Below are 24,215 nucleotides of genomic sequence, written 5' to 3'. Positions count from 1 at the left end.
AGACGAAACTAATTATATGTTTTTGTATTATGAATAAAATAGAGCTGTACTCAAACTTTGCAATGCTTCTTTCTTATCACTTTGCTTAATGAGGAATGAAACATTATAGTTTGATCCTCCATAAGATATCATTCTCACAGGAATATCTTTCAAAGCCGCAGTAACTTTTGCCACAAATCCTGTATTGTTCCAATCTAAGTCACCAACAACACAAACAATACTCATCTCGCTTTCGGTAGTAACTGTACCGTATTTCTTTAGCTCTGACAAGATATCTGCTAAGTGAGATTTGTCTTCTATGCTCATAGATACACTCACTTCGCTTGTTGCAATCATATCGATTGGAGTGTGATAGCTTTCGAATATCTCAAATACTTTGCGCAAAAAGCCTGCAGAAAAGAGCATTCTACTCGATTTAATCTTGATGGCTGTGATGTTATCTTTCGCTGCAATAGCCTTTATTTTTCCCTGTGTCTTTATACCATTGATAATTGTTCCCTCTGCATCTGGGTCCATTGTATATTTCAATCGAACAGGAATATTAGCGTATTTAGCAGGCTGAATACATGTTGGATGCAAGATTTTAGCACCAAAATAAGCTAATTCTGCAGCTTCTTCAAAATGTAATTGACGAACAGCTTCAGTCTTTTCAACTACTCGTGGGTCGTTATTATGCAAGCCGTCGATGTCTGTCCATATCTGAACTTCCTCTGAGTTAATAGCTGCTCCAATTAAAGATGCAGTGTAATCCGATCCTCCACGTTGAAGATTATCAATCTCACCATAAGCATTTCGGCAAATAAATCCTTGTGTTAGATATATCTGATAACCTGTATTTTCTTCCATGATCTTAGACAACAAGCCAGTAATCTCATGTAGATTAGGTTCTGAGTTCTTGTCTGTTCTCATGAAATCAAGGGCAGGTAGCAATATAGCTTTAATTCCTTGCTCTTGCAAATAGGCCTCAACCATTGTGGTACTCATTATTTCTCCTTGAGCAACAATAGTCTTTTCTTCGAAACTTGTAAATAATTCTTTTGTAAAAGAACGAAGGAATACGAACTCTTTACCTAAAAATTCTTTTATATCTCTTTTTGTCTTATCGGTTGAATATAATTCATCTACAACCTTATCATATTTCTTTTCAAGATGATTAATTACCTCATTCGCCCCTTCTGGGTTCTTTTTATAAAGATAATCGGCAATCTCTACCAATGAATTAGTAGTGCCAGACATTGCAGAAAGAACAACAAATGTGGGTTCACCACTTGCTGTTATAATGCTACAAACTTCTCTTATACGTTCTGGTGAACCAACAGAGGTACCACCAAACTTCATTACCTTCATTCTAAATACGTTTTAATATCTACCTATAAATCGAATTATTCTTCCTTAGTTCCTTCTTTTGTATATTCAGAAGTTACATCTGCTAGTACTCCATCTTCGCATCGATACACGATACCTGGGTATTTTTGAAGGATCAACATGTTGTGAGTTGACATGATGACTGCCGTTCCTTTCTTTGTAATCTCTTTCAACAGAGCCACAATATCCAATGCAGTGCCTGTGTCAAGGTTACCTGTTGGCTCGTCTGCAATAATCACTTTAGGTTTATTAAGCAATGCTCTTGCAATAGCAATACGTTGTTGTTCACCTCCAGAAAGCTCATGAGGCATCTTGTTTTTCTTATCTAACAAGCCCACATCAGTCAACACTTCATCAATGCGTTCGTCTATTTCTTTCTTGTTTTTCCAGCCTGTTGCTTTTAAAACAAAGTGCAAATTACGATAAACAGTCAAGTCGTGAAGTAATTGAAAGTCTTGGAAAATAATACCAAAGTCTCTTCTTAAACCTGCTATTTCTTTTCTTTTTATCTTCTTTAAATCACGTCCTAAGACATCAGCAACCGCCTCTTCATCATCAGAATCGATATCTAGTTCACAATAAATAGTCTTTAATAATGAACTTTTTCCAGAGCCAACCTTACCTATAAGATAAACAAATTCGCTCTGTTCTATATGAAAGTCTACATTACCAAGAACCAACTTATCGTCTTGATATATATTTATTCCTTTATAATTTATAAGCATACTCTATTTTAATAGCATTTAAATGTTGAGATATTTATTTTCTTCCTTCTTTTTCTAGGCTGATCTTACAAGTCATTACAAGCATTTCTCTATTGTTCTTGCAATTCCTTTTAGAAAGACTTTACTAGATATGCAAAGATAATAAAATCCTTTTAGTATATCGAAAAAATAACAAACTCATTACATATTATAATGCATTTTCGTTGAGATAAAACAAAAATAGAATGGTTTTTCATTTAAACCACTCTATTTCTATTGTCTATAATCCGACATTCGCTTTCAAAAATCATCTAAGATGCTTATCCTTTCTCTGCTGAACGATAAGGAGTTATCACCACATTTCCACTTAAATAATCTGCAAGGAATATCTCCGAAGAACTTGAATAACCTTGTTCTGTCAATTTTTCCATTAGCCAATCCTCATCTTTATCAATGGCAGCAAGAATGTTTTTCTGAATAGTTCCATCGGTAATAAGTGGGTATCGTGGATTTTCTTCACCCGAAAGCACCACCAACAACTGCCCATTTTGCTCTAACACAGCTCGCTTTACATGTGTAATATTAAATACATTATGCATTCTTAGCTTAAAAGTTAGCTCTTGAGCAGTAATCTTTGCTGCGTTACATGCAGCAACATCTACATTTCCATTCACAATTAATACTCGTGGAGTACCATCTAATATGCGTTGTAGAAAATGGTTTTTCGATTTAAAGCGTCGTAAACCAAACACTAATAAAAACCATATTGTTAATACAATTCCAAATTGAAAAACATGCAAATCCTTACTATATATCACACCACCGATGATTCCACCCAATACATAATTCTGTATTTGTTCCATCGCTGTGGTTGGAGCTAGGTTGCCTTTACCGGTTAAATTGATGACAGTTATTAATGCAAGTAAACCTAACACCAATTTAAATGTAATATCTAAATAATTCATATCGTTGGCAATTTATCAAATATCAAGAATTTGAGATGGTTCTGTTACAAATGTATTTCCACCATGTTCAATCAAAAAATCTTTATCTCTAAATCCCCAAAGAACAGAGATACAAGGCAAATTAGAGTTTCTTGCGGTTGCTAAATCAACATCACTATCACCTATATATACTGCATTCTCTCGTGAAACCCCAAGTAGCTTAAATGCTTCATCAACCGTATCAGGAGCAGGTTTCTTTCTAATATCAGCACGTTCGCCTATTGTAACCCTCACTCTATCACCAAAGAAATGACGGCAAAGCTCAACAGTTGCTTCATAAAACTTATTACTTACCACCGCTATATTCTTACCTGCACGATTCAATTCATCGAGCATTTCAAGGATACCATCATAAGGCTTTGTAGTATCTAAATTGTGAATAAGATAGTGTTCCTTAAAAGTTTCAAACACTTTTGTAAACAATTCGTTATCAGTATTATTAGGAACTGCACGTTTCATCAATAATTCAACACCATTTCCAACAAATTGTCGCACCTCTTCTAACGTCCTTTCAGGAAACCCAAATGATGATAAGGCAAAGTTACAACTATTCTTTAAATCCTCTAATGTGCTCAAAAGAGTTCCATCAAGGTCAAAAATATAAGTATCGTATTTCATATATTCGTTATTAAATTGTATTCTTCTGAAAACGATGCAAAGGTAGTAAAAAACATAAAATCAAACCTTTATTTCTAATCTTTTTGTTACCTTTGCAGCAATTTATTTTACATAAAAATGGAAAACAAAAAGAGTAAAAAATTTAGATGGGCTGCTATTGCATGCGCATTGGTACTTATTGGACTTACATATTATTACTTTTTCTCTGCCTTTAGTGCAAAAGATAAAGTAGAATATGTTTATATTGACAAGGATGATAACGTAGACTCTGTTTACCAAAAGCTTAAGCCAATAGCTACAGAACATGGTATGGCAGGTCTTAAAACTCTTATCAGACACTCATCGTACGATAAAAACATTCGAACAGGACGCTACCAAATCAAACCTAGTAGCATGATTTTTAAAATCTTTAGAGACATCAAAAATGGTCAACAATCACCTGTTTCTCTTGTTATTCCATCTGTTAGAACAGTAGAAAAGCTTTCTGCTGAACTTTCTAAACATTTGATGATAGATAGCACAGAGATTATCAATGCTCTAAAGAATGAGGCATTATGCCGTAAATTTGGATACGACACAACAACCATCGCTTGTATTTTCATCCCTAACACATACGATGTTTACTGGAATGTTTCGGCTGAAAAGTTCTTAGAAAGAATGGATTCTGAAAGTAAAACATTTTGGAATGAGACCAGAAAACAAAAGGCAAAGAAACTAAATCTCACTCCTAATGAAGTGATCATTCTTGCAAGTATTGTTGAGGAAGAAACTGCAAATACAAAAGAAAAGCCTATGGTTGCAGGAATGTACTATAAGCGTTTAACTATGCGCACTGCGCAATATCCTAACGGAATGCCTCTACAAGCTGACCCAACTATTAAGTTTGCATGGAAGAAATTCGAGTTAAAGCGAATTTATAACAATCACCTTGCAATTGAAAGTCCTTACAATACTTATAGAAATACAGGACTTCCTCCAGGTCCAATACGTATTCCTTCGATTGAAGGTATCGATGCAGTACTTAATCTTGTACATCATAACTATATTTATATGTGCGCAAAAGAGGACTTTAGTGGAACTCATAACTTTGCAGAAACATACGAAGAGCATCTTCAAAATGCCGCAAAATATACCAATGCTCTTAACAAGAGAGGTATAAAATAATGATGTTTACAGCACTACTCATCATTTCAAACACAACAATATGAGTAGAACCGAAATAGAACTTATCGCTATTTAAAGCAGAATATAATATATCCGTTATCTCAAAAAAGGGATAACGGATATTTTTTTGCCATTCTCTCCCACTTTATTTCAGCCCGTATCTAAACAGAAGAGACGTATCATGAGGAATGATACCAATGTTGTGAAGTCATAATAGAGATGCCATTATCGAATATTTCTACATTATTAGGAATGAGAAAGAATAGTATTAAAAATAAAACATTATGGTTTTATTATCTAAAGCACCTCCTTCACTAGCACATATAAACAAAAAGAGTAGATATTCAATAGAACATCTACTCTCTTTTATCTAGTTTCTAAACTCTTTAGAAGTTATTATCATCAATCATTTCAAATCCACAATAAGGCACAAGAACCTTTGGAACTCTGATACCTTCAGATGTTTGGTTGTTCTCTAAGATTGCTGCAACAATACGAGGAAGTGCAAGTGCAGAACCATTTAGAGTGTGGCAAAGTTCGATCTTCTTATCTTCAGCATGACGATAGCGACACTTTAAGCGATTAGCCTGATAGCTTTCAAAATTAGATACTGATGAAACTTCAAGCCAACGTTGTTGTGCTGCACTCCAAACTTCAAAGTCGAAGCAGATAGCAGAAGTGAAACTCATATCTCCACCACATAGTTTTAAGATGCGGTAAGGCAGCTCTAGCTTCTTACATAGTCCTTCAACGTGAGCCAACATTTCTTTTAATGAATCATAAGAGTGTTCTGGTTTGTCAATACGAACAATCTCTACCTTATCAAATTGATGTAAACGGTTTAGTCCACGTACATCTTTTCCATACGAACCAGCCTCTCTTCTAAAGCAAGCAGAATAAGCACAACGCTTAATAGGTAAATCCTTTTCGTCTAGAATAACATCTCTAAAGATATTAGTTACAGGTACTTCAGCTGTTGGAATAAGATATAAATTATCTAATTGAGCATGATACATTTGACCTTCTTTATCGGGCAACTGACCTGTTCCGTATCCACTTGCTTGATTAACTACGTATGGTGGTTGCACTTCTAGATAACCACTCTTTCGTGCTTCTTCAAGAAAGAAAGCCTCAAGAGCACGTTGTAGGCGTGCCATCTTACCAATATAGAAAGGAAAACCTGCACCAGTTACCTTTACTCCAAGGTCAAAATCAATTAAATTATATTTCTTTGCAAGATCCCAATGACATAATGCATCTTCAGGAAGGTTAGGTTTTTCTCCGCCTTCTACAACAACAACATTGTCTGAAGCATCACATCCTTCGGGTACATCTTCATTTGCAATGTTTGGAATAGAGCATAAAAGCTCTGTCAATTCGTTTTCGGCAGATTCCATTTCTTCTTGCAATTGCTTGTCAAGAACTTTAAGACTAGCAACTTTAGACTTTATTTCTTCTGCTTCTTCTTTCTTTCCTTCTTTCATAAGAAGGCCCACTTGCTTCGATATAGTATTTGCTTCTTGTTTATTCTTATCAAGCTTTTGTTGAGCTTCTTTTCTCTTTTTATCTATACCGATAACGTTTTCTATGGCTTCACGAGCACTTTCAAAGTGCTTTTTCTCTAAGCCTTTTATTACGCGTTCAGTCTCCTCTGTGATGAGTTTTAATGTAAGCATAATTATATTGTTTGTTAAATGAAATTCAATCTATAGGCAAAATTACAAAAATAATTTGTCACATACAAAATATACAATATGTTTATAAACATAAAGCAAGTTATTTATAAAATGAAAGTGTATGTCTTATTTCGTTCCAAGATACAAAAATATCATTCCGATGATGATAAATAGTAAGTCGAAGAGTTTTCCTTTTAGATTCTTTTCTCGTAGAATAAACGCACCAAAGGCAAAACTTACGATAACACTTCCTCTACGAACCATCGACATTATCGATATCATTGCACCCTCAAGACTTAACGAATAGAAATAAACAAAGTCGGCAAGACAAAGAAAGATGCTTATTCCTATTATATAATAGTTCCACTTAAAGGGTGCAACCTTGTGCCTAAAAGGATACCAAAGAAATAAAAACACCAACGACATCCACATCATTTGGTAAATATTGAACCAACTTTGCACCACCATTTTATCGAAACCCAATCCTCCTGAGCTAACTGGTGCCATGAGATACTTATCGTATAATCCACTAATAGCTCCCAATATAGCAGCTAAAACAAGGAAATATATCCATTTGTCATGCTTAAAATTGATTCCTTCTTTATGTCCTGTTCTACTTAAAAAGATAAAAGAACAGATGGCTAAGCTCACTCCTATCCATTGATAAAGATTCAAATGCTCTCCATAAACAAATATTGCTCCAAGCAAAACCAACACTGGTCGTGTGGCATTAATAGGTCCAACTATAGTAAGGGGCAGGTGTTTCATAGAGAAATAGCCAAACACCCAAGACGAAAGAACGATGATACTTTTAAGAAAAACATACTTATGTTGCTCAAAGCCAATAGTGGGAACGTAGAAAAGACTATCGTCTAACACGTTGGTAAAGGCAGAAAGCAGAATGAAAGGAATAAAAATAAGCGAAGAGAAGATAGTGTTTAACAACAGAACAGGAATAACAGCATTATCGCTTAATGCCTTCTTTTTAAACACATCATACACTCCTAAGAATGCAGCAGATATGAATGCACCTAATAACCACATATTAATATTCTACCTTTTCTAAAAATAATGCATGAGCAGGCATACTCTCTCCTACCCCAGCTCGTTTTCTTTGATCAACAATATTCTTAAATTCTTCGACCGTAATCTTATGTTGTCCCACTTCAACCAAGGTACCAACAACTGCTCGAACCATATTTCTTAAGAAACGATTGGCCTTAATTACAAAGTGCCAATGAGTCGCATCATCTTGAATCCACTGTGCTTCTGTAACATTACACAATGTTGTTTTAGCATCAGAATGACTCTTACAAAAAGCTTCAAAGTCTTCTATTTCAAGGAGATAACTTGCCGCTTCGTTCATTAAAGCAAAGTCTAAATCTCGATAATAGCTATAAGAATAGTTTCTTACAAATGGGTCTTTGCCTTTATGTACATAATAATGATAGGTTCTCCACGTTGCACTAAAGCGTGCGTGCATGTCTTCTGCAACGGGGTTGATTGAAAATACAACGATATCAGGGGGCAATAAACGATTTAGTTTACCGCTTAACATTTCTGCATCAAAGGCAAATTCGGTAGAAATATCAAAGTGAGCTATCATCGAACGTGCATGAACACCAGTGTCTGTACGCCCTGCTCCCACCACATTTATATCACAACGCAAGATCAAGGAAAGTGCTTTTTGTAGTTCTTCTTGCACAGTATTGCCATTAGGTTGTATCTGCCAACCATGATAATTGGTGCCATCGTAAGCGAAAGAAATAAAATATCGTTGCATAATTGAAATCCTAATAATATTTGAGAACTATCTCCTCGTTTTTATTGTTCTTTACATATTGATTGCAAAAGCATTACAATTAAGTGGTAAAAGCACTACTCTTACCTTGCAAAAACATTGCTTTTATATAGCAAAAAGAATGCAATTACAACCTTAGTCGATATAGTTTAAAAGATAACTAGCAATTGCTTTATCATAACCGTATACGTCAGGATAATCTTGCATCACTCCATTTTCATCTGGATAAAGTGTGTAATAGGTTATAAATAAAGGAACAGAAGGCTTTAACGACTTTGAGTTGATGAGTCGTTTTCTGTCTATCTTGGTCGCAGAGTTGTCTTTCTCGTTGCCTGTTGATTGCATTTGAATATCAACAGTTGTTGAATATCTTAGCTTATCAATCAGTGTTTCTTCTTTATCTTGCAAAAGGAATATCGCCAATTCTAAAGGCTTTTCTACACGAATACAGCCATGCGACACATCTCTATCAAATCTACTAAAAGCCTCTCTCGATGATGTATCATGAAGATAAACTGAGAAATTATTGGGGAATCGAAATACAATACGACCCAATGCATTTCCTTTACCACCTCGTTGCACCACCTTATAGGCTCCACTTAACAGCATTTCTGGAGTTACTTGTGCAACATCTATCTCTTTTCCCGTTGTTGCACTGCGAATAAAATAGCGATGCGAATCGAAATAATATCTATTTCCTAATTGAGAAATAACCTGCTTCTTAACGATACTTAGTGGCATAACCCATTGCGGATTAACGTCCATTCGCTCTATTGAACTATTTAATAGCGGTGTTTTTGTTGACAAAGCTCCACACGCAACACGCATTGTAAGAATGCTATCTTCGTCAACTGCCTTCAAATAAAATGAAGGAACATTTACCAATACATATTTCTTATGCAATTCTGGAAAATCATTTTGTCGCCATCTACTGCGTTCCATATTTACTAAAACCTTCATTTTTGAACTTTTTGCAGAAGCATTTTTCAAAAGAGATTGAAAGTTTCTATAAAGTGGACGCTCGCTTTTTAGATGATGTAAGAATTGTTGTAGCGAATCGCTTGCAACAGAAGAAACAAGTTGGTGCACAAAGTTTGTATCAACAGTTTCGGTATGTATGTCATAAAGTCGTTGATAACGCCTTGCTCCATTCTTTGTTTCTGCAGTATCAAGTCGATTCAAGATGTAGCTTGGAGTAACGTAACCAAATCGCTCTCCAATAGCATATCTAAAGAGAGCCTTTGTTAAACGATATTCAATTCGAGCTAAAATCTTACTGATACTCTCTCCTTCTTCTATCGAAAGAGTCTGAATTTTCTCGATATCTTTCTTAATTTCTTTACTAATAAACTTACGAGGTGAGAAGCCAATAGATGCTAATGCTTCTAAAGAATCGATGAGTAAAGCTGAAGATGGGGTTATTCCTTCTTTGGAAATCCAAAGATATTCGTTGTTATTTTTATAATACTTACGGGTTAAATAATCGGCAGCAAGTGTATCTCTATCGGCATTTGCCAATTCTTTAATTGAGCTTTTAACTCGTAATTTACTGATCTTATATTTAGAAGAAGATAGTTCTTTAAAGTCATTCTCAATACTTAAAAGAACCTTATCTTGAGTATTACTGTTACAACCAACAAGAGCAACAGCAACATAAACACACAAAAAAAAATGTACTAATGATTTCAACGCTAGAAAAGGGATATCTATCTTACAGATATTTTACGAACAAATTTTCCGATTTTAACGATGTAAACGCCTTTAGGAAGTGGTAAATCAAAACGTTTATCCATTCCTTCTACCCTAAAATTCATTACACATAGACCTGCAACATTATATATTTGAAGCGTCTGTCCGTTTGCTCCTACAACATGCAATGTATTCTCTACCATTGCAATAGATGGTGCAGTGTTATCTTGTTCGAGAGACTCTACATTAAAAGATATAGCTGCTCTAGAAGTCATTGGCATGGCCCCGAGAACTAAAAACAATAATAAGCATATCTTTTTCATCATATCTCTAGAATTTTTAAGTTGCTATTTATATTCTAATTTACATCGACAATAAGCACAATAGAAATAATTATATTTCTCAAAGCCTTATCATACTTTTCACAAAAGTACATTATTTCTTCAATAATTAGAAATAGAACTTTACTTTATCGTAAAATTTTTAAATTATTTAATACTTACAATCATACCCTCATTAGACAAGATTGAGTTGGGAAACACTTTCTTTGCCTCATCTAAAAGGATTGTTTCGTTGGTATAACGTGAGCTATAATGACCTAAAAGAAGCTGTTTGGCATTAGCATCTCTTGCCACCATTGCAGCCTGTTCTGCTGTACTATGGAAATATTTTTCTCCATAATCGGCATGCTCATTGGCATAAGTACTTTCGTGATAAAGCAAAGTTACATCCTTAATCATCTTGTGCAATTCGGGTAAATACTTTGTATCACTGCAGTAAGCATACGACCTTGCAGGATCAGCAGGAAAGGTTAAGCGAGCATTTGGAACTACTTCTCCATCTTCAGTAACCCAATCTTCTCCCTGTTTGATAGCATTTATCTTATAATGAGGAATGTTATAAAAATCTATCATATCTCGTTTTATATGTGCCATGGTCTGCTTTTCTTTAAAAAGAAAACCACAACAACTGATTCGATGATCTAAAGGTATCGACTCAATTGTAAGACTTCTATCATCATATATCACGGCATTTGCTGTTGTATCTACCCCATTAAAGACCACGTCAAAGGTTAATCCTTTGCAAAAGAAATTCATTTGGGCTTTAAAAAGGTTTTCATACTCTTTGGGAGCGTATATATATAAAGGTGCTGTTCGTCCCAACATACCGAATGTTGAGATTAATCCTATAAGTCCAAAGCAATGGTCTCCATGCAAATGAGAAATGAGAATGGCGCCAATTTTCATAAAATTGACATGCGATTTTCTGAGTTGTATTTGAGCACATTCGCCACAATCAACCATAAAAAACTTTCCTCTTATCTCTACAACTTGACAAGAAGCACTATGTAGAAGCGTTGGTAATGCACTTCCACAGCCTAAGATATGGACATTAAATGTTTCCAAACTAATTATCGTTTTTTATTCTCTTTGCGTTTATATACAAAGATTCCATCCTTATTTTCCAAGACAAGTGAATCGGGACCAAGTGTATTTACTTGGAAAGAATCACGTCCTAAAAGAAGCTTTCCGTTAAATATTTTCCAAACTTTCCAATCATTCTTTTCTACAGGTTGATAGGTTTGAATAGCTCCTCCCTCTTCTATTTCAAAGTCTTTGTCTATGCTATTCCATCGTCCTAACAACGTTGTTAGGTTCAATACCTCTGTAGCTTGAAACTCTCCGTCTACATTTCGACCGATAACGGCCATTCTGTCACCAACTAACAATCCGCCTCTTAAGCCTATATTAGCTTGCTCACAATCGTCCATCAACATACAGTCGATAGAGTCTCCCGAGTCGGTTATAAGCTGCAAGTTATGCATTCCTGTTCCTTCTCCACATATTCCGTAGAGTGTTGAATCGGCTTCTAGACCATTATCGATTGAGTCTGTTTCGTTTAAAGACAAGTTTTTAGCCTTTTCTTTGCAAGAAAATACTGCAAAAAACGAAAATAGTAAGATTCCAACTAGGGGTATAAACTTCAACTGTTTCATGTCTATTAATTATATAATGTCTTGTTATTTTAATTCACCATTTCTCTCTTTAAATTTCGCTTCATTCCAAAGTGCATCCATATCAGATAGAGTCATATCTTTTAAAGCAACTCCTTTCACTTTGGCATTTTGCTCAATATAATTAAAACGGCGTATAAACTTGCGATTACTTTGCTCTAAAGCATCATCTGGATTGATACCATACAGCCTTGCAACATTAATCATACTAAAGAAAAAGTCACCAAATTCGCTTGTAGATTTCTCTTTATCTTCTTTGCTTAACTCAAGCTTTAGCTCCTCTAACTCTTCATAAACCTTATCCCAAGCATCTTCTTTTTGCTCCCAATCAAAGCCTACATTTCTTGCTTTGTCTTGTATTCTATAAGCTTTTATTAAACTTGGAAGAGAAGAAGGGACACCAGATAAGACAGTTTTATTGCCATCTTTTTCTTTCAATTTTATCTGTTCCCATGCTTGAAGAATACTTTCTACACTCTTAGAAGGATCTGGTTCTCCATAAATATGAGGATGACGGAATTTTAATTTCTCTACTTCTTTATTACAAACGTCAGCAATATCAAATTGTTTCTTTTCGTTGGCAATAACAGAATAGAATAAAACATGCAGTAAAACATCGCCTAATTCTTTGCAGATGTTAGGAGAATCGTCGTTCAAAAGTGCATCACATAGCTCGTATACTTCCTCGATTGTATTGGTGCGTAACGTACTATTTGTCTGCTTTTTATCCCATGGACACTTCTCTCTAAGTTCATCTAAAACATCTAACAAACGTCCAAAAGCTTCTAGTTTTTCCTCTCTTGTATGCATACTTATAGTATTATTTTAGACAAAAGTAATCATTTTCCACTTAAAAATAGTAATTTTGCAATGTTTTTTATATTAGAACGAAATCATAGAACAACATATATGGAATTAGCAAGTAAATACGATTCGAAAGAAGTTGAATCGAAATGGTATCAATATTGGCTTGATAATAAGCTTTTCTCAAGTAAACCTGACAGCAGAGAACCTTACACTGTTGTTATACCTCCACCCAATGTTACTGGTGTTTTGCATATGGGTCATATGCTTAACAACACTATTCAAGACATTCTTGTGCGTAGAGCGAGAATGGAAGGCAAGAATGCTTGCTGGGTTCCAGGTACAGACCACGCCTCTATTGCTACTGAAGCTAAAGTCGTAAACAGACTTGCTCAACAAGGAATAAAGAAGACTGACATCACAAGAGACGAGTTCTTGGGTCACGCTTGGGATTGGACTAAAGAGCACGGAGGCATTATTCTAAAACAATTGCGTAAACTTGGCGCAAGTTGTGATTGGGATAGAACAGCCTTTACCATGGATGATGAACGCTCAAAGAGTGTCATTAAGGTTTTCTGTGACTTGTATAATAAAGGTCTAATCTATCGTGGTGTGCGCATGGTGAATTGGGATCCAAAGGCACAAACTGCACTAAGCGACGAAGAGGTGATATACAAAGAAGAGAAATCTAAACTATATTACCTTAAATATATGGTTGTTGAAGAACCTGGTAAATATGCAATTGTGGCTACAACTCGCCCTGAAACAATTATGGGTGACACCGCAATGTGTATCAATCCTAATGACCCTAAGAACACATGGCTTAAAGGTAAGCATGTAATTGTGCCTCTTGTAAATCGTGAAATACCTGTAATTGAAGACGATTATGTTGATATTGAATTCGGAACAGGTTGCTTGAAGGTTACACCTGCACACGATATTAATGACTATAACTTAGGCATTAAACACCATCTCGATACCATTGATATCTTTAATGACAACGGAACCATCTCTAAAGCTGCAGGAATGTACGTTGGACAAGATAGAATGGACGTTAGAAAGCAAATCGCTCAAGACCTAACAGATGCGGGTTTAATGGAGAAAATTGAGGACTATACTAATAAGGTTGGTTGCTCTGAAAGAACAAATGTGCCCATTGAACCAAAATTATCTACACAATGGTTCCTTTCAATGCAGCACTTTGCAGACATGGCATTGCCCCCTGTTATGGACGATGACATTCAGTTTTATCCACAGAAATATAAGAACACTTACCGCCATTGGCTCGAAAACATCAAAGACTGGTGTATCTCTCGTCAGCTTTGGTGGGGACATCGCATACCAGCTTACTACTTTGAGATAAAAGGAAAGCGTCAATTTGTTGTAGCAGAGTCTGTTGAAGATGCACTAAAACAAATAGAAAGCAAATACAACACCACATTAACTGAAAGTCAACTTTCACAAGACGAAGACTGCCTTGATACCTGGTTCTCATCTTGGTTATGGCCTATTTCAGTATTTAATGGTATCAACGACCCTGATAATGCAGAAATAAAATACTATTATCCAACAAGTGTTCTTGTTACAGGACCAGACATTATCTTCTTCTGGGTTGCCAGAATGATCATGGCTGGATATGAATATAAGCACGAAATGCCATTTAAGAGCGTTTACTTTACAGGTATTGTTCGAGACAAGTTGGGTAGAAAGATGAGTAAGAGTCTTGGCAACTCACCCGATCCTCTTGATCTTATTGAACAATATGGTGCTGATGGTGTGCGCATGGGAATGATGTTATCTGCTCCAGCTGGTAACGATATTCTTTTCGATGAGACTCTTTGTGAACAAGGAAGAAATTTCAATAACAAGATATGGAATGCGTTCCGACTCATCAAAGGCTGGTCTACTTCTAAAGAAGAACAACCTGCAACCAATGCAATTGCAGTGAAATGGTTCGAGGCTAAGCTTCGTCAAGCAAACCAAGAGCTTAACGATCTCTTCTCTAAATATAGAATATCTGAAGCCTTAATGGTTGTTTATAAACTATTCTGGGACGAGTTCTCAAGCTGGTACCTTGAAATGATTAAGCCAAGTTACGGCTCTCCTATCGACAAGAAGACTTTTGAAGCAACCCTACAGTTCTTCGAAACACTTCTAAAGATGTTACATCCATTTATGCCTTTCATTACAGAAGAGCTATGGCAGCACATCTACACAAGAGAAGAAGGACAATCAATTATGTGCGAAAAGCTTACTCTTGACGCATTCTCTACAGAAGATAGCCATCTAATTGACGAGATTGAAAACGTTAAACTCATTGTAACCAACATTAGAGCGGTACGTAATCAAAAGAACATCTCTCCTAAAGTAGAGCTAGAGTTACACACCATTTCTCAAAACAGATATGCTAACTACAATTCTGTTATTAAGAAAATGGCTAACCTCAACAATATTGTTGAAGTTCAAGAGAAGGCTGCTAATTGTGCATTATTTATGATTGGAACAGACGAATTTGCTATTCCTGTTGGCGACATGGTTGACCATAAGGCTGAACTTGCAAAACAAGAAGCTCAACTTAAGCATTTAGAAGGATTCCTTGCAGGCATTCAAAAGAAGCTATCTAACGAAAAGTTCGTAGCTAATGCTCCTGCTGCTGTAGTTGAACTAGAACAGAAAAAAGCAAAAGACTCTGAAGAAAAGATTGCGGCTCTTAAGCAATCTATTGCAGAACTAAAACAAAAATAAGAATAAAGATGATGTTTGCTGTCTGTGTATAGCAACGACATCAAGAACCTATAAAACTCTCATCAAACCAGTAAACGACAGGCATTTTAATATGCTCTGTCGTTTATTGATACTAAGTATTTCGGATAACAACACTAATAAACTTTATTTATGAACATAATTAAAAATACATATAAAGGTATATTTGCAATCTTTCTTGCCTTATCTTTGGTTGCTTGCAACGACAATACAGAAGATGAAATGGTGAAGAAAGAAGGCAAAACAATTTTTGTTTATATGCCCTGGACAGCAAGTGCCACCAATACTGCAAACAGCTTACACGACAACTTTATTCAAAATATTGAAGACATTAAGAGTGCTATCGCTGAAGAAGGAGGATTGAAAAATAGTCGTTTAGTGATTTTTATCGATTCTTTAGCCCCCAAATACGGCACAATGTATGAACTAAAGTATCACAATGGACTATTTATAAAGAATATATTAAAACAATATACTCCACAAAACAGTACTTCATATACAACCGAACAAGGATTAACAGCAATACTAAAAGATGTTGTTAGATCTGCTCCTGCTTCAAAATATTCAATGATTATTGGCTCACATGGTGTGGGTTGGCTTCCTGCAGAACCAACAACTCGCTCGAGAACTCGTTTCTTTGGCGGAACTACTCCAGAATACCAAACTAACATAAGCACACTTGCTAACAGCATAAAAGCAACGGGTATAAAGATGCAATATATCATGTTCGACGATTGTTACATGTCGAATATAGAAACTGCATACGAGTTGCGCAATGCAACATCATACCTCATTGGTTGCACTAGCGAAATTATGGCATACGGAATGCCTTATCATAAGATGTGGAAAGAATTATCTTCGCTCAACCCCAATTACCAAACCATTACAAATATCTTCCACGATTTCTACTCAAACTATCAGGCTCCACAATACAATTGCGGTGCTATTGGTGTGACAAACTGCGAAAAGACTGAAGAGATGGCTAATATTATGAAAGAGATAAACCAACAATTTACTTTCAATGTTACCGACACTACTCACATACAAAAGCTAGATGGATATAGCGGAACGATATTTTATGACATGAAGAGTTATGTAGACCGCCTTTGCTCTGACACGAATTTAAAGAATCGTTTCAATAATGTTATGAGCCAAGTTACTCCTTATTATGCTTCAACTAGCAGAATATACACCGCTATGGGGCAGCTTAATTCGGAATATATCAATATCACTTCGTTCTCGGGAATTACCATTAGTGACCCAAGTGAGTCGAAAGAATATTCTGCAAAGACAACTAAAAGAACTACTAGTTGGTGGAAAGCTACCCACTAAAAAAGTAAAACGAACAAGAAAGCAATTCTAATTCGTATAACATAAAGCTACAAAAGAGTTCTCTGCAACAACTAAATAGCAGAGAACTCTTTTCTTTTCCTCCTCTCCTATCATCACTTTAAGTCCTTAGCATTTACCAATTCTCATAGAATCTAAGTCCCACTTTCTATCAAGACTTTTCCACCTATATTATAAATAAATCATCGTATCTTTACACTCACAATCTGTCCCCTATTATTTTACATTGTTATTATGATATAAAAGCACAACTATTAGGCGATAAAAGCAATGAGATTAGAAGGTAAAAGCTATTCTCTTATACTGTGATACCATAAGTATTATGATTCACCTGTGCTTATTTCATTCCTTTATACTATATTTGTGATGATCATTTATAATAAAACAAGATGGATAAACGAATTTATTTTGCAGGCTCAATAAGTGGTGGAAGAGTTGATGCAAACCTTTATCAAAGAATTATTGCATACATCAACAAAACAGATATCGTTCTAACCGAAGATATTGGAATGGCAGATATTAGCTTAAAAGCACAAGGAAAGACTAATGATTATAAGATTTATAAGCAAGATACTGATTGGTTGAAGAATAGTGACTTGGTGATTGCAGAGTGTACTTGCCCATCATTAGGCGTGGGATATGAGCTTGCTTTTGCTGAAGTTCTTCATATTCCTGTTTATATTTTCTATGACAAACAAAAATCGAACCTATCTGTAATGCTTAACGGAAACAGCTATTTCAATATCATTCCTTATGAGAAGGAAGAAGAAATATATACTGAACTAAACAAAATTTTAAGGGAAAAGAAATAAATAAGATCCTTATTTCAGAACTACTTAAAATAAAGATATTATCTAAAACGAAAAAAGACTTTAAGGAAATAATCAAATTATAATCCTTAAAGTCTTCGTATTTAATCAAGAAATTTTATCTTTCTCTTATTCTGCAGCTGCTTCTTCTGTTGCTATTTCTTCTACAACAGGTTCTTCAACTACATTTGCAGCCTCAGCAGCAGTTTTCTTATCAGCTACCTTTTTAGCGATAGCTTCATTGATTTTCTTTTCTGCTTCTAGGTTCTTTGCAACTAATTCTTTCTTAGCTTTAGCTTCTGCATCACGAATTGTTTGTGTGTTGCTTTCCTTATTTTGCTTCCAAGCTTCGAACTTAACTTGACAAGTTGCTTCATCGAAAGCACCCTTCTTAACACCACCACGTAAGTGTTTCATTAAGTAAACACCTTCGTTGCTAAGGATGTTACGTGCTGTATCAGTTGGTTGTGCACCAGCTTCTACCCAATATAATGCACGTTCGAAGTTCAAATCGATAGTTGCAGGATTGGTGTTAGGGTTGTAAGTACCAATCTTTTCAGTAAATTTTCCATCACGTGGAGCTCTTGCATCGGCGATAATAATGCTGTAAAAAGCATAGCTTTTACGACCACCGCGCTGTAATCTGATTTTTGTTGCCATTTAATTTTATTTATTTAATATGTTTGTATTAATGCTGTCAACACGTGACAGCGGGTACAAAGGTACATAGAAAAAACTATATACTACCACTCTAAATCATTATTTGCCATAAGTTTAATAGCATTTAACAATTTAAAAGCAGTGATATTACCTCTAAGAAGATGTCTTTCTATAACCAAATATTATGATATTCCGTCTTCACGAAGCTTTAATTGCCACTTCCAAGCCGATGCCAATACTTCTCTAAGTGGTGTATCTGCCTTCCAACCTAACACTTTATTAGCATGGTCTACATTACCCCAAACCTTCTCAATATCGCCTTCTCGACGTGGTGCAAAGCTGTAATTTACTTTCACTCCTGTTACTTCTTCAAAAGTATTTAGTACTTCAAGAACTGAAATACCTTTACCTGTACCGATATTGAAGTATTCTATTGCATCGCTGTCTTGCTCTAACACACGTTCCATAGCTTTAACATGAGCCTTTGCAAGGTCTACAACATAAATAAAATCTCTAATACATGTTCCATCTTCTGTATCATAATCATTACCAAATACCTTCAATTCTTTTCTGATTCCGATAGCTGTTTGAGTTACAAAAGGAATAAGGTTCATTGGCACTCCGTTTGGAAGTTCACCGATATGTGCTGATGGGTGCGCTCCAATAGGATTGAAATAGCGTAGAATAATACTCTTAATATTGGCGCCACTATGGATGTAATCATATATAATCTCTTCGTTTATTTGCTTTGTATTGCCATAAGGAGACATCGCTTTTTGTATTGGTGCTTCCTCAGTTACAGGCAAATGTTCTTTTGATGGCTGTCCATATACTGTACAAGAAGAACTGAAGATAATTCCTTTTACATTGTATTTAGGCATCAATTCAAGTAAGTTAATAAGCGAATCGATATTATTACGATAATACATAAGGGGCTTTTCAACACTCTCTCCCACTGCCTTACTTGCAGCAAAGTGAATAATTCCCTCAATATTAGGATACTTCTTAAAAATATTTTCAACTGCAGCATAGTCCTTTAAGTCGATCTCTTCAAATGCAGGACGAATACCAGTAATCTTTTCTATACCGTCGAGAACCTCTACTTTTGAGTTAGATAGATTATCAACAATAACAACATCATAACCAGCTTGTTGTAGTTCTACAGTTGTATGTGAACCAATAAAGCCAGTACCACCAGTTACTAGAATTGTTTGTTTCATGTTCGTTTATTTTATATTGTTATTTCGTTATTTTGAATTTTTATTGTACTTCTGATGCGATAGCATTCTTTATACCTTTCATTCCCACTAAAAATGCCTTAGCACTTCCAAACTTTAGGAACATATCTAGACGTATTGGAACGTGATTTGAATCGTCGGTTACAAAGAAACGAATAATCTCTTTATTCTTCTTTTCTTCTTGTTCTAAGTAAGAAAGCTCTAAACAGCGATACTTTTTACCGTTATCTGCTTTGATAACTTTCTTTCCATTGTATCTAAGAAGAGCCTTTTGGATATGTCGTCCGTCTGCAATTGTGAATGAAATAGTATTTCCCGACTTCCAACCTTCAGGATTAAAAGAACGTGCTCTCAACACAATGTTCAACATATCATATACACATTCATTGAAAGTTGTAGTCTTCCACTCATGCTCTCCATCTCTTCTTTGACGGTGCTGTTTAAGTGTTGGCTTATTATTTGCATACGAATAGAACACCTCGTCTACTGTATATTGCTTGTCATGTCGTGATCCTTTTCTAAAATATAAAGGCTCTAAGCCTAATGAACTATAGCAAAGAATGGTATCACGAAGAACAAAATAGCGATCAGCTCGTTCGTTTCCGCTTGTCAATAGCGCAGCTCTATAAGCAGGAGTACCTTTATAATTGCTCTGAACTAATGACATTGAGGCTGTTCCAGCCTTCACCCAAACGAACTGCCAGTTATAATACATATTGTAACTAAGGAACTCTCCGCTTTTAAATGCTGTGTTTTTAAAACTACATTGTGCATGAGCGGGCAGATAAACACAAAGAAACAATATTGCAATAGCTATAAATGAACTAAATCTTTTCATCTTTTCTTTCCTCAGCAAAAGTATAAAACTACAATGAATTAGGCAAATATTCTAGTCCCTTTTCACGTGCTCTTTCTTGATTTCTATGTCGAATTGTTTTTTTATTGTCAGCCTTTTGTTTGGTAATTTCACCTGGTTTCTGAGCATTCAGTGGCTTACCTTTCAGATTCCAAGATACAGTTACGTCCCATTTGGCCTTACATTCTACCTTTTCAGGATAGTAATAAACCTCTTCGGGCTGCTCATTTCGTGCATAATCGCCAGTATCCCAAAGTCCATTTTTGTTTCTATCAATAAACGCTCTCACATAATATGTACTTGGTTCAACATAGAACATCTCGGCAGTAGACTTGCTAGTTTCAATTTGTTTCACCACCTTATCAGAGTTATTCAATAACTGCAATACAACATTCTCATTATCTACTCCACTTAAAGTGAATAAGATAGTAGAATATTCGTCTAATGCTTTGATTCTAAATCCTTGTTTTTCTTTTCCTGAAACCGATCCATAAAGGTCTACAAAAGCCATAGAATCTAACTCAAGACTATACTCTGCACCAGGCTTCCACTCTGCTTTCAACTCATAAAAGCGATTTGCAGGAGATGCAATAGCAGCATAAGTAGAATCAGGAGGAGTAATAATCTGAGGCGACAACCTATATTTTGCCTGATACCAAAGACTATCATGCTTTACAAATAGATGCACTTTAGATGTATCAAGTTTTACTATTGGATTTTTAAACGATAATAGAATATTCCTATCAGGAGCCATTTGACCCGATGGGTTAATTTCTATTCGAAGCTTTTCTTTAGGCGTAATCGAATCGAAAGGCTCCCCTTTCTTCTTCAACTTCTCTTGTTTCTTCTTCCAAGTTTCGTGTGCTTGTTCTTGAAGTTTCAAGCGTTTAACATAAGAAAGGCGTGGAACAAGCGGTAAAGTATCTAACTTCTCTTTCAAAGCTCCAGTACTATCTGTTGCCAAGAACTTTATTTCCACTTCCAAACTATCATTATTTACCAAGGCAGTATCCTTTATCCAATAAGTAAGCGAATCTCTTTTAGCAGATGTTTCGATTAAGAAAGCATCTTTACTATTAAAGTTTAAGCCTCTAATTTGTGGTAAATCCTTACTTCCAGAACTGAAAAACAATGAGAAAGCCTCTGGTTCTTTACGCTCACTTTTTAAGAAATAACGATCAGTATTTTGCTCTGTAAAGGCTTTTAGCACAATGTTATCAGGCAAAAAGCGAGTATAAGGCTTTTGAATAATATTCTTTATACGAAGCGAATCTGCCCAAATGGTATCTTGACGAATATCTCCTTGAAACGAAGGAGTTATGAGTTCGCTTGTAAAGGCAATGCGTTCGCTTTTTTGATTGAAATAATAATTGGCATCAGCATCTTGCAAAGCATAAATACGATAGGTTCCACTTGCAACACCTTTGATGACAAAACGACCTCTACTATCGGTTCTCGACACACGCAACATCGCTTTCTTGGTAAACGCAACATTGGTTGTATCAGAGTATAAACCAACTAAAATACCTTTTATTGGCTCCAAATTTTCAGCGTCTAACACACAACCGCTCACCTCAAGAGTATCGATTTTATCTCCAGTAGAGAAGCTATAAGTATAGTTTCCCAATGGATTTCCTTCGGTATTGTCTGATATTGCATCACTAAAGTCGATGGTATAAGTAGTATTTTGTTTTAGAGAATCACGTAATTTTATATCAATACGCTTTCCAACTCCCTTGATATCAGGAGCCTCTAATTGTGGAGGTGAGATAACAACTTTCTCACTTGGGTTATCTAATTTTATGAATTCATCAAAGAATATAGTAATTCTTTTTTCATTTACGTTTGTTCCTTTATCTTCAGGAATAGCCTTAATAACTCGTGGAGGGGTTTCATCATACCACCCACCGTCAGGCTGTCCCATCTTAGCACATGAGTAAATGACACAACAAAGCACAGCCATTAAACCATAAAGCGACCGCCTTGTTATCCTATTATCACTCTTCTTATCCATCAATATATATTTATTTAATATATTATTATTCAAATAATTACAGAAAAGTATTAATCTTTTACTTCGCTATTGTAATTATATTGCAATAACTCTTCCATTATTTTACGTTCATTACTCAAGCGAGGCACTTTATGTTGACCACCTAACTTGCCTTTACTCTTAAGCCAATCGTGAAACAAGTTCTCACGTGCTACCACCACTTCAAGGTGTTGTAGGGTTATATCATTAAAGCGTTTCGCCTCATAATCGCTATTGATCTCTTGTAAGTGTTTATCCAAAAGCTGTGTAAAACATGAAATATCATCAGGGAATCTACTAAATTCTATCAACCACTGATGTCTACAATGAGCATTTTCATCCATATAAACAGGAGCAGCCGTATATTCTTTTACCTCTGCATTTGTTGCCTTACAAGCATAAGCCAAGCCCTTTTCTGCATTATCAATAATCAATTCCTCTCCAAAAGCATTGATAAACGATTTTGTTCTACCAGTGATTTTGAATTTATAAGGATTGATTGATGTAAATGAAATAGTATCACCTATGATGTAACGCCATAGACCACACGATGTTGTTATAACCATTGCATAATTCACTCCCACCTCTACTCCTTCTAAAGGAACCACAGTTGGGCGTTCATTATAGAACTCACTCATTGGTATAAACTCATAGAACACATCATAGTCGCACATTAAGAGCATTGAAGAATCGCTCAAATCGTTTTGTATTCCGAAGAATCCTTCACTTGCATTGTATGTTTCCATATAATGCATATTGGGACTTTTAATAATCTGTTCGTATTGCTTCCGATAAGGAGTAAAGGCAATTCCACCATGAAAAAATACCTCTATATTTGGCCAAACCTCGTCGATTGTGGTTTTCTTCGACTGCTCTAGTACTTCTACCAATACAGAAAGCATCCACGAAGGTACTCCCGAAATATTCGTAATATTCTTTCCTAATGTTTCAAGAGCAATCAATTTACGTTTCACCTCAAAATCACTTAGCAATGCTGTTTGTTTCTTTGGAACACGAACAAAATTAACTAAAGGATTAATATTCTCAATTAAGATAGCACTTAAGTCACCAACTAAGCTATTTTTTACATTGTAATTAGGACTATGACTACCGCCAAGAATAAGTCCTTTACCATCAAACATTCTGCTGTTAGGCACGTTTTCTAAATAAAGAGAAACGCTATCTGAACCACCTTTATAATGAATATTCTTTAAACCTGCCTTTGAAACAGGAATAAACTTACTTTTATCGTTGGTTGTTCCCGATGATTTAGCATACCATTGCACTGTTCCAGACCAAAGAATATCTTTCTCTCCCTGACGCATTCTATCAATATCGCCTTTTAAATCTTCGTAAGTATTTAGAGGAACTGATTGAGCAAATTGTTGATAAGTATTTACATTTGAAAGATTATGACGTCTTCCATACTCTGTATTTTGTCCTTGTTGAAGTATATTTCGCAACACATTATGCTGTAAAGCCACTGCACCTTGCTGATGAAGGAGCAATTCTTTCTGACGACTTTTAAAAGCTTTACCTACAATGCTAGTTAAATTCATTGTTCTATTACTATATTTTTAAATTACAAAGATACTTCAATATTTTGTTATAGCACTGCTTTTATGTATTTTTTTAGCGTTGTTTGTATCCTTTACGGCATAAAAAAAC

General features: G+C 35.4%; 21 protein-coding genes. 4 read left to right on the top strand and 17 right to left on the bottom strand.

From position 1 onward, the window contains the following. Positions 1 to 27 precede the first annotated feature (27 nt). The 4 genes from A3GM_RS0100675 to A3GM_RS0100660 all read right to left on the bottom strand — a co-directional run bounded on the left by A3GM_RS0100675 (position 28) and on the right by A3GM_RS0100660 (position 3,691). Entirely contained in the window at positions 28 to 1,347 is a 1,320-nt protein-coding gene (locus A3GM_RS0100675) for an aspartate kinase (RefSeq protein ID WP_018361463.1), read from the bottom strand. A 35-nt stretch (positions 1,348 to 1,382) separates the two neighbouring features. Continuing rightward, positions 1,383 to 2,090 carry a cell division ATP-binding protein FtsE gene (locus A3GM_RS0100670; protein WP_018361462.1) on the bottom strand — a complete coding sequence of 236 codons (708 nt, stop codon included), beginning with the start codon at positions 2,088 to 2,090 and terminating at the stop codon, positions 1,383 to 1,385. A 299-nt stretch (positions 2,091 to 2,389) separates the two neighbouring features. Further along, complete coding sequence (locus A3GM_RS0100665; protein ID WP_018361461.1) at positions 2,390 to 3,034, bottom strand: DUF421 domain-containing protein; 645 nt, start codon at positions 3,032 to 3,034, stop codon at positions 2,390 to 2,392. A gap of 15 nt (positions 3,035 to 3,049) precedes the next feature. Then, positions 3,050 to 3,691, bottom strand: a complete 642-nt coding sequence (locus tag A3GM_RS0100660; protein ID WP_018361460.1) for an HAD family hydrolase — start codon at positions 3,689 to 3,691, stop codon at positions 3,050 to 3,052. 117 nt (positions 3,692 to 3,808) lie between these two features. Here A3GM_RS0100660 and mltG point away from each other — a divergent pair, with 117 nt between their 5' ends. Then, positions 3,809 to 4,855 carry an endolytic transglycosylase MltG gene (gene mltG, locus A3GM_RS0100655; protein ID WP_018361459.1) on the top strand — a complete coding sequence of 349 codons (1,047 nt, stop codon included), beginning with the start codon at positions 3,809 to 3,811 and terminating at the stop codon, positions 4,853 to 4,855. Between the two features lie 386 nt (positions 4,856 to 5,241). Here the strand turns inward: mltG and serS are convergent, their stop codons facing one another. The 8 genes from serS to mazG all read right to left on the bottom strand — a co-directional run bounded on the left by serS (position 5,242) and on the right by mazG (position 12,845). Beyond that, positions 5,242 to 6,531, bottom strand: a complete 1,290-nt coding sequence (gene serS, locus A3GM_RS0100650) for a serine--tRNA ligase (protein ID WP_018361458.1) — start codon at positions 6,529 to 6,531, stop codon at positions 5,242 to 5,244. 126 nt (positions 6,532 to 6,657) lie between these two features. Continuing rightward, on the bottom strand, positions 6,658 to 7,575 hold the full coding sequence (locus tag A3GM_RS0100645; RefSeq protein ID WP_018361457.1) for a DMT family transporter: 918 nt from the start codon (positions 7,573 to 7,575) through the stop codon (positions 6,658 to 6,660). 1 nt (position 7,576) lies between these two features. After that, positions 7,577 to 8,314 carry a tRNA pseudouridine(38-40) synthase TruA gene (truA, locus tag A3GM_RS0100640; RefSeq protein WP_018361456.1) on the bottom strand — a complete coding sequence of 246 codons (738 nt, stop codon included), beginning with the start codon at positions 8,312 to 8,314 and terminating at the stop codon, positions 7,577 to 7,579. 153 nt (positions 8,315 to 8,467) lie between these two features. Then, positions 8,468 to 10,021 carry a L,D-transpeptidase family protein gene (locus A3GM_RS0100635; RefSeq protein WP_240430778.1) on the bottom strand — a complete coding sequence of 518 codons (1,554 nt, stop codon included), beginning with the start codon at positions 10,019 to 10,021 and terminating at the stop codon, positions 8,468 to 8,470. A 17-nt stretch (positions 10,022 to 10,038) separates the two neighbouring features. After that, positions 10,039 to 10,302 (bottom strand): T9SS type A sorting domain-containing protein, encoded by a 264-nt coding sequence (locus tag A3GM_RS0100630; RefSeq protein WP_018361454.1) that lies wholly within the window; start codon positions 10,300 to 10,302, stop codon positions 10,039 to 10,041. A 207-nt stretch (positions 10,303 to 10,509) separates the two neighbouring features. Further along, positions 10,510 to 11,427 (bottom strand): ribonuclease Z, encoded by a 918-nt coding sequence (locus tag A3GM_RS0100625; protein ID WP_018361453.1) that lies wholly within the window; start codon positions 11,425 to 11,427, stop codon positions 10,510 to 10,512. Between the two features lie 5 nt (positions 11,428 to 11,432). Next, positions 11,433 to 12,017 (bottom strand): lipocalin-like domain-containing protein, encoded by a 585-nt coding sequence (locus tag A3GM_RS0100620; RefSeq protein ID WP_018361452.1) that lies wholly within the window; start codon positions 12,015 to 12,017, stop codon positions 11,433 to 11,435. Positions 12,018 to 12,041: 24 nt separating this feature from the next. Further along, the gene (mazG, locus tag A3GM_RS0100615) at positions 12,042 to 12,845 is read right to left on the bottom strand and encodes a nucleoside triphosphate pyrophosphohydrolase (RefSeq protein WP_018361451.1); all 804 of its coding nucleotides are present in this window, start codon (positions 12,843 to 12,845) and stop codon (positions 12,042 to 12,044) included. A gap of 99 nt (positions 12,846 to 12,944) precedes the next feature. Between mazG and A3GM_RS0100610 the strand changes: the two genes are divergently transcribed. From A3GM_RS0100610 to A3GM_RS0100600, 3 genes are all read left to right on the top strand, one after another. Beyond that, positions 12,945 to 15,584, top strand: coding sequence for a valine--tRNA ligase (locus A3GM_RS0100610; protein WP_025829761.1), 2,640 nt, complete (start codon positions 12,945 to 12,947; stop codon positions 15,582 to 15,584). A gap of 150 nt (positions 15,585 to 15,734) precedes the next feature. Further along, a complete protein-coding gene (locus A3GM_RS0100605; RefSeq protein ID WP_018361449.1) occupies positions 15,735 to 16,934 on the top strand; it encodes a clostripain-related cysteine peptidase in 1,200 nt (399 codons plus the stop codon). Positions 16,935 to 17,341: 407 nt separating this feature from the next. Continuing rightward, positions 17,342 to 17,764, top strand: coding sequence for a nucleoside 2-deoxyribosyltransferase (locus tag A3GM_RS0100600; protein WP_018361448.1), 423 nt, complete (start codon positions 17,342 to 17,344; stop codon positions 17,762 to 17,764). Positions 17,765 to 17,890: 126 nt separating this feature from the next. On the opposite strand, the gene A3GM_RS0100595 is transcribed toward A3GM_RS0100600, so the two are convergent. The 5 genes from A3GM_RS0100595 to A3GM_RS0100575 all read right to left on the bottom strand — a co-directional run bounded on the left by A3GM_RS0100595 (position 17,891) and on the right by A3GM_RS0100575 (position 24,106). After that, a complete protein-coding gene (locus A3GM_RS0100595) occupies positions 17,891 to 18,421 on the bottom strand; it encodes a 30S ribosomal protein S16 (protein WP_018361447.1) in 531 nt (176 codons plus the stop codon). A 182-nt stretch (positions 18,422 to 18,603) separates the two neighbouring features. Beyond that, positions 18,604 to 19,641 carry a UDP-glucose 4-epimerase GalE gene (gene galE, locus A3GM_RS0100590; protein ID WP_018361446.1) on the bottom strand — a complete coding sequence of 346 codons (1,038 nt, stop codon included), beginning with the start codon at positions 19,639 to 19,641 and terminating at the stop codon, positions 18,604 to 18,606. Positions 19,642 to 19,681: 40 nt separating this feature from the next. Further along, positions 19,682 to 20,497: a DUF3108 domain-containing protein gene (locus A3GM_RS0100585; protein ID WP_018361445.1), complete on the bottom strand. Its 816-nt coding sequence runs from the start codon at positions 20,495 to 20,497 to the stop codon at positions 19,682 to 19,684. 28 nt (positions 20,498 to 20,525) lie between these two features. Further along, positions 20,526 to 22,478 (bottom strand): Ig-like domain-containing protein, encoded by a 1,953-nt coding sequence (locus A3GM_RS0100580; protein WP_018361444.1) that lies wholly within the window; start codon positions 22,476 to 22,478, stop codon positions 20,526 to 20,528. Between the two features lie 101 nt (positions 22,479 to 22,579). After that, complete coding sequence (locus A3GM_RS0100575) at positions 22,580 to 24,106, bottom strand: GH3 auxin-responsive promoter family protein (protein ID WP_018361443.1); 1,527 nt, start codon at positions 24,104 to 24,106, stop codon at positions 22,580 to 22,582. Between the last annotated feature and the right edge of the window lie 109 nt (positions 24,107 to 24,215).

Origin of the sequence: Hoylesella nanceiensis DSM 19126 = JCM 15639 (genome assembly GCF_000379965.1) — a bacterium.
Classification (GTDB): domain Bacteria; phylum Bacteroidota; class Bacteroidia; order Bacteroidales; family Bacteroidaceae; genus Prevotella; species Prevotella nanceiensis.
The sequence above is the reverse complement of the archived record's forward strand: the minus strand, read 5'-3'. Positions and strand labels throughout refer to the sequence as shown.

What these genes read in the sequence shown, in the direction of transcription:
- A3GM_RS0100675 (WP_018361463.1), bottom strand. Translation starts at nt 1,347, where the DNA reads ATGAAGGTAATGAAGTTTGGTGGTACCTCTGTTGGTTCACCAGAACGT.
- A3GM_RS0100670 (WP_018361462.1), bottom strand. Translation starts at nt 2,090, where the DNA reads ATGCTTATAAATTATAAAGGAATAAATATATATCAAGACGATAAGTTG.
- A3GM_RS0100665 (WP_018361461.1), bottom strand. Translation starts at nt 3,034, where the DNA reads ATGAATTATTTAGATATTACATTTAAATTGGTGTTAGGTTTACTTGCA.
- A3GM_RS0100660 (WP_018361460.1), bottom strand. Translation starts at nt 3,691, where the DNA reads ATGAAATACGATACTTATATTTTTGACCTTGATGGAACTCTTTTGAGC.
- mltG (WP_018361459.1), top strand. Translation starts at nt 3,809, where the DNA reads ATGGAAAACAAAAAGAGTAAAAAATTTAGATGGGCTGCTATTGCATGC.
- serS (WP_018361458.1), bottom strand. Translation starts at nt 6,531, where the DNA reads ATGCTTACATTAAAACTCATCACAGAGGAGACTGAACGCGTAATAAAA.
- A3GM_RS0100645 (WP_018361457.1), bottom strand. Translation starts at nt 7,575, where the DNA reads ATGTGGTTATTAGGTGCATTCATATCTGCTGCATTCTTAGGAGTGTAT.
- truA (WP_018361456.1), bottom strand. Translation starts at nt 8,314, where the DNA reads ATGCAACGATATTTTATTTCTTTCGCTTACGATGGCACCAATTATCAT.
- A3GM_RS0100630 (WP_018361454.1), bottom strand. Translation starts at nt 10,302, where the DNA reads ATGCCAATGACTTCTAGAGCAGCTATATCTTTTAATGTAGAGTCTCTC.
- A3GM_RS0100620 (WP_018361452.1), bottom strand. Translation starts at nt 12,017, where the DNA reads ATGAAACAGTTGAAGTTTATACCCCTAGTTGGAATCTTACTATTTTCG.
- mazG (WP_018361451.1), bottom strand. Translation starts at nt 12,845, where the DNA reads ATGCATACAAGAGAGGAAAAACTAGAAGCTTTTGGACGTTTGTTAGAT.
- A3GM_RS0100610 (WP_025829761.1), top strand. Translation starts at nt 12,945, where the DNA reads ATGGAATTAGCAAGTAAATACGATTCGAAAGAAGTTGAATCGAAATGG.
- A3GM_RS0100605 (WP_018361449.1), top strand. Translation starts at nt 15,735, where the DNA reads ATGAACATAATTAAAAATACATATAAAGGTATATTTGCAATCTTTCTT.
- A3GM_RS0100600 (WP_018361448.1), top strand. Translation starts at nt 17,342, where the DNA reads ATGGATAAACGAATTTATTTTGCAGGCTCAATAAGTGGTGGAAGAGTT.
- A3GM_RS0100595 (WP_018361447.1), bottom strand. Translation starts at nt 18,421, where the DNA reads ATGGCAACAAAAATCAGATTACAGCGCGGTGGTCGTAAAAGCTATGCT.
- galE (WP_018361446.1), bottom strand. Translation starts at nt 19,641, where the DNA reads ATGAAACAAACAATTCTAGTAACTGGTGGTACTGGCTTTATTGGTTCA.
- A3GM_RS0100585 (WP_018361445.1), bottom strand. Translation starts at nt 20,497, where the DNA reads ATGAAAAGATTTAGTTCATTTATAGCTATTGCAATATTGTTTCTTTGT.
- A3GM_RS0100580 (WP_018361444.1), bottom strand. Translation starts at nt 22,478, where the DNA reads ATGGCTGTGCTTTGTTGTGTCATTTACTCATGTGCTAAGATGGGACAG.
- A3GM_RS0100575 (WP_018361443.1), bottom strand. Translation starts at nt 24,106, where the DNA reads ATGAATTTAACTAGCATTGTAGGTAAAGCTTTTAAAAGTCGTCAGAAA.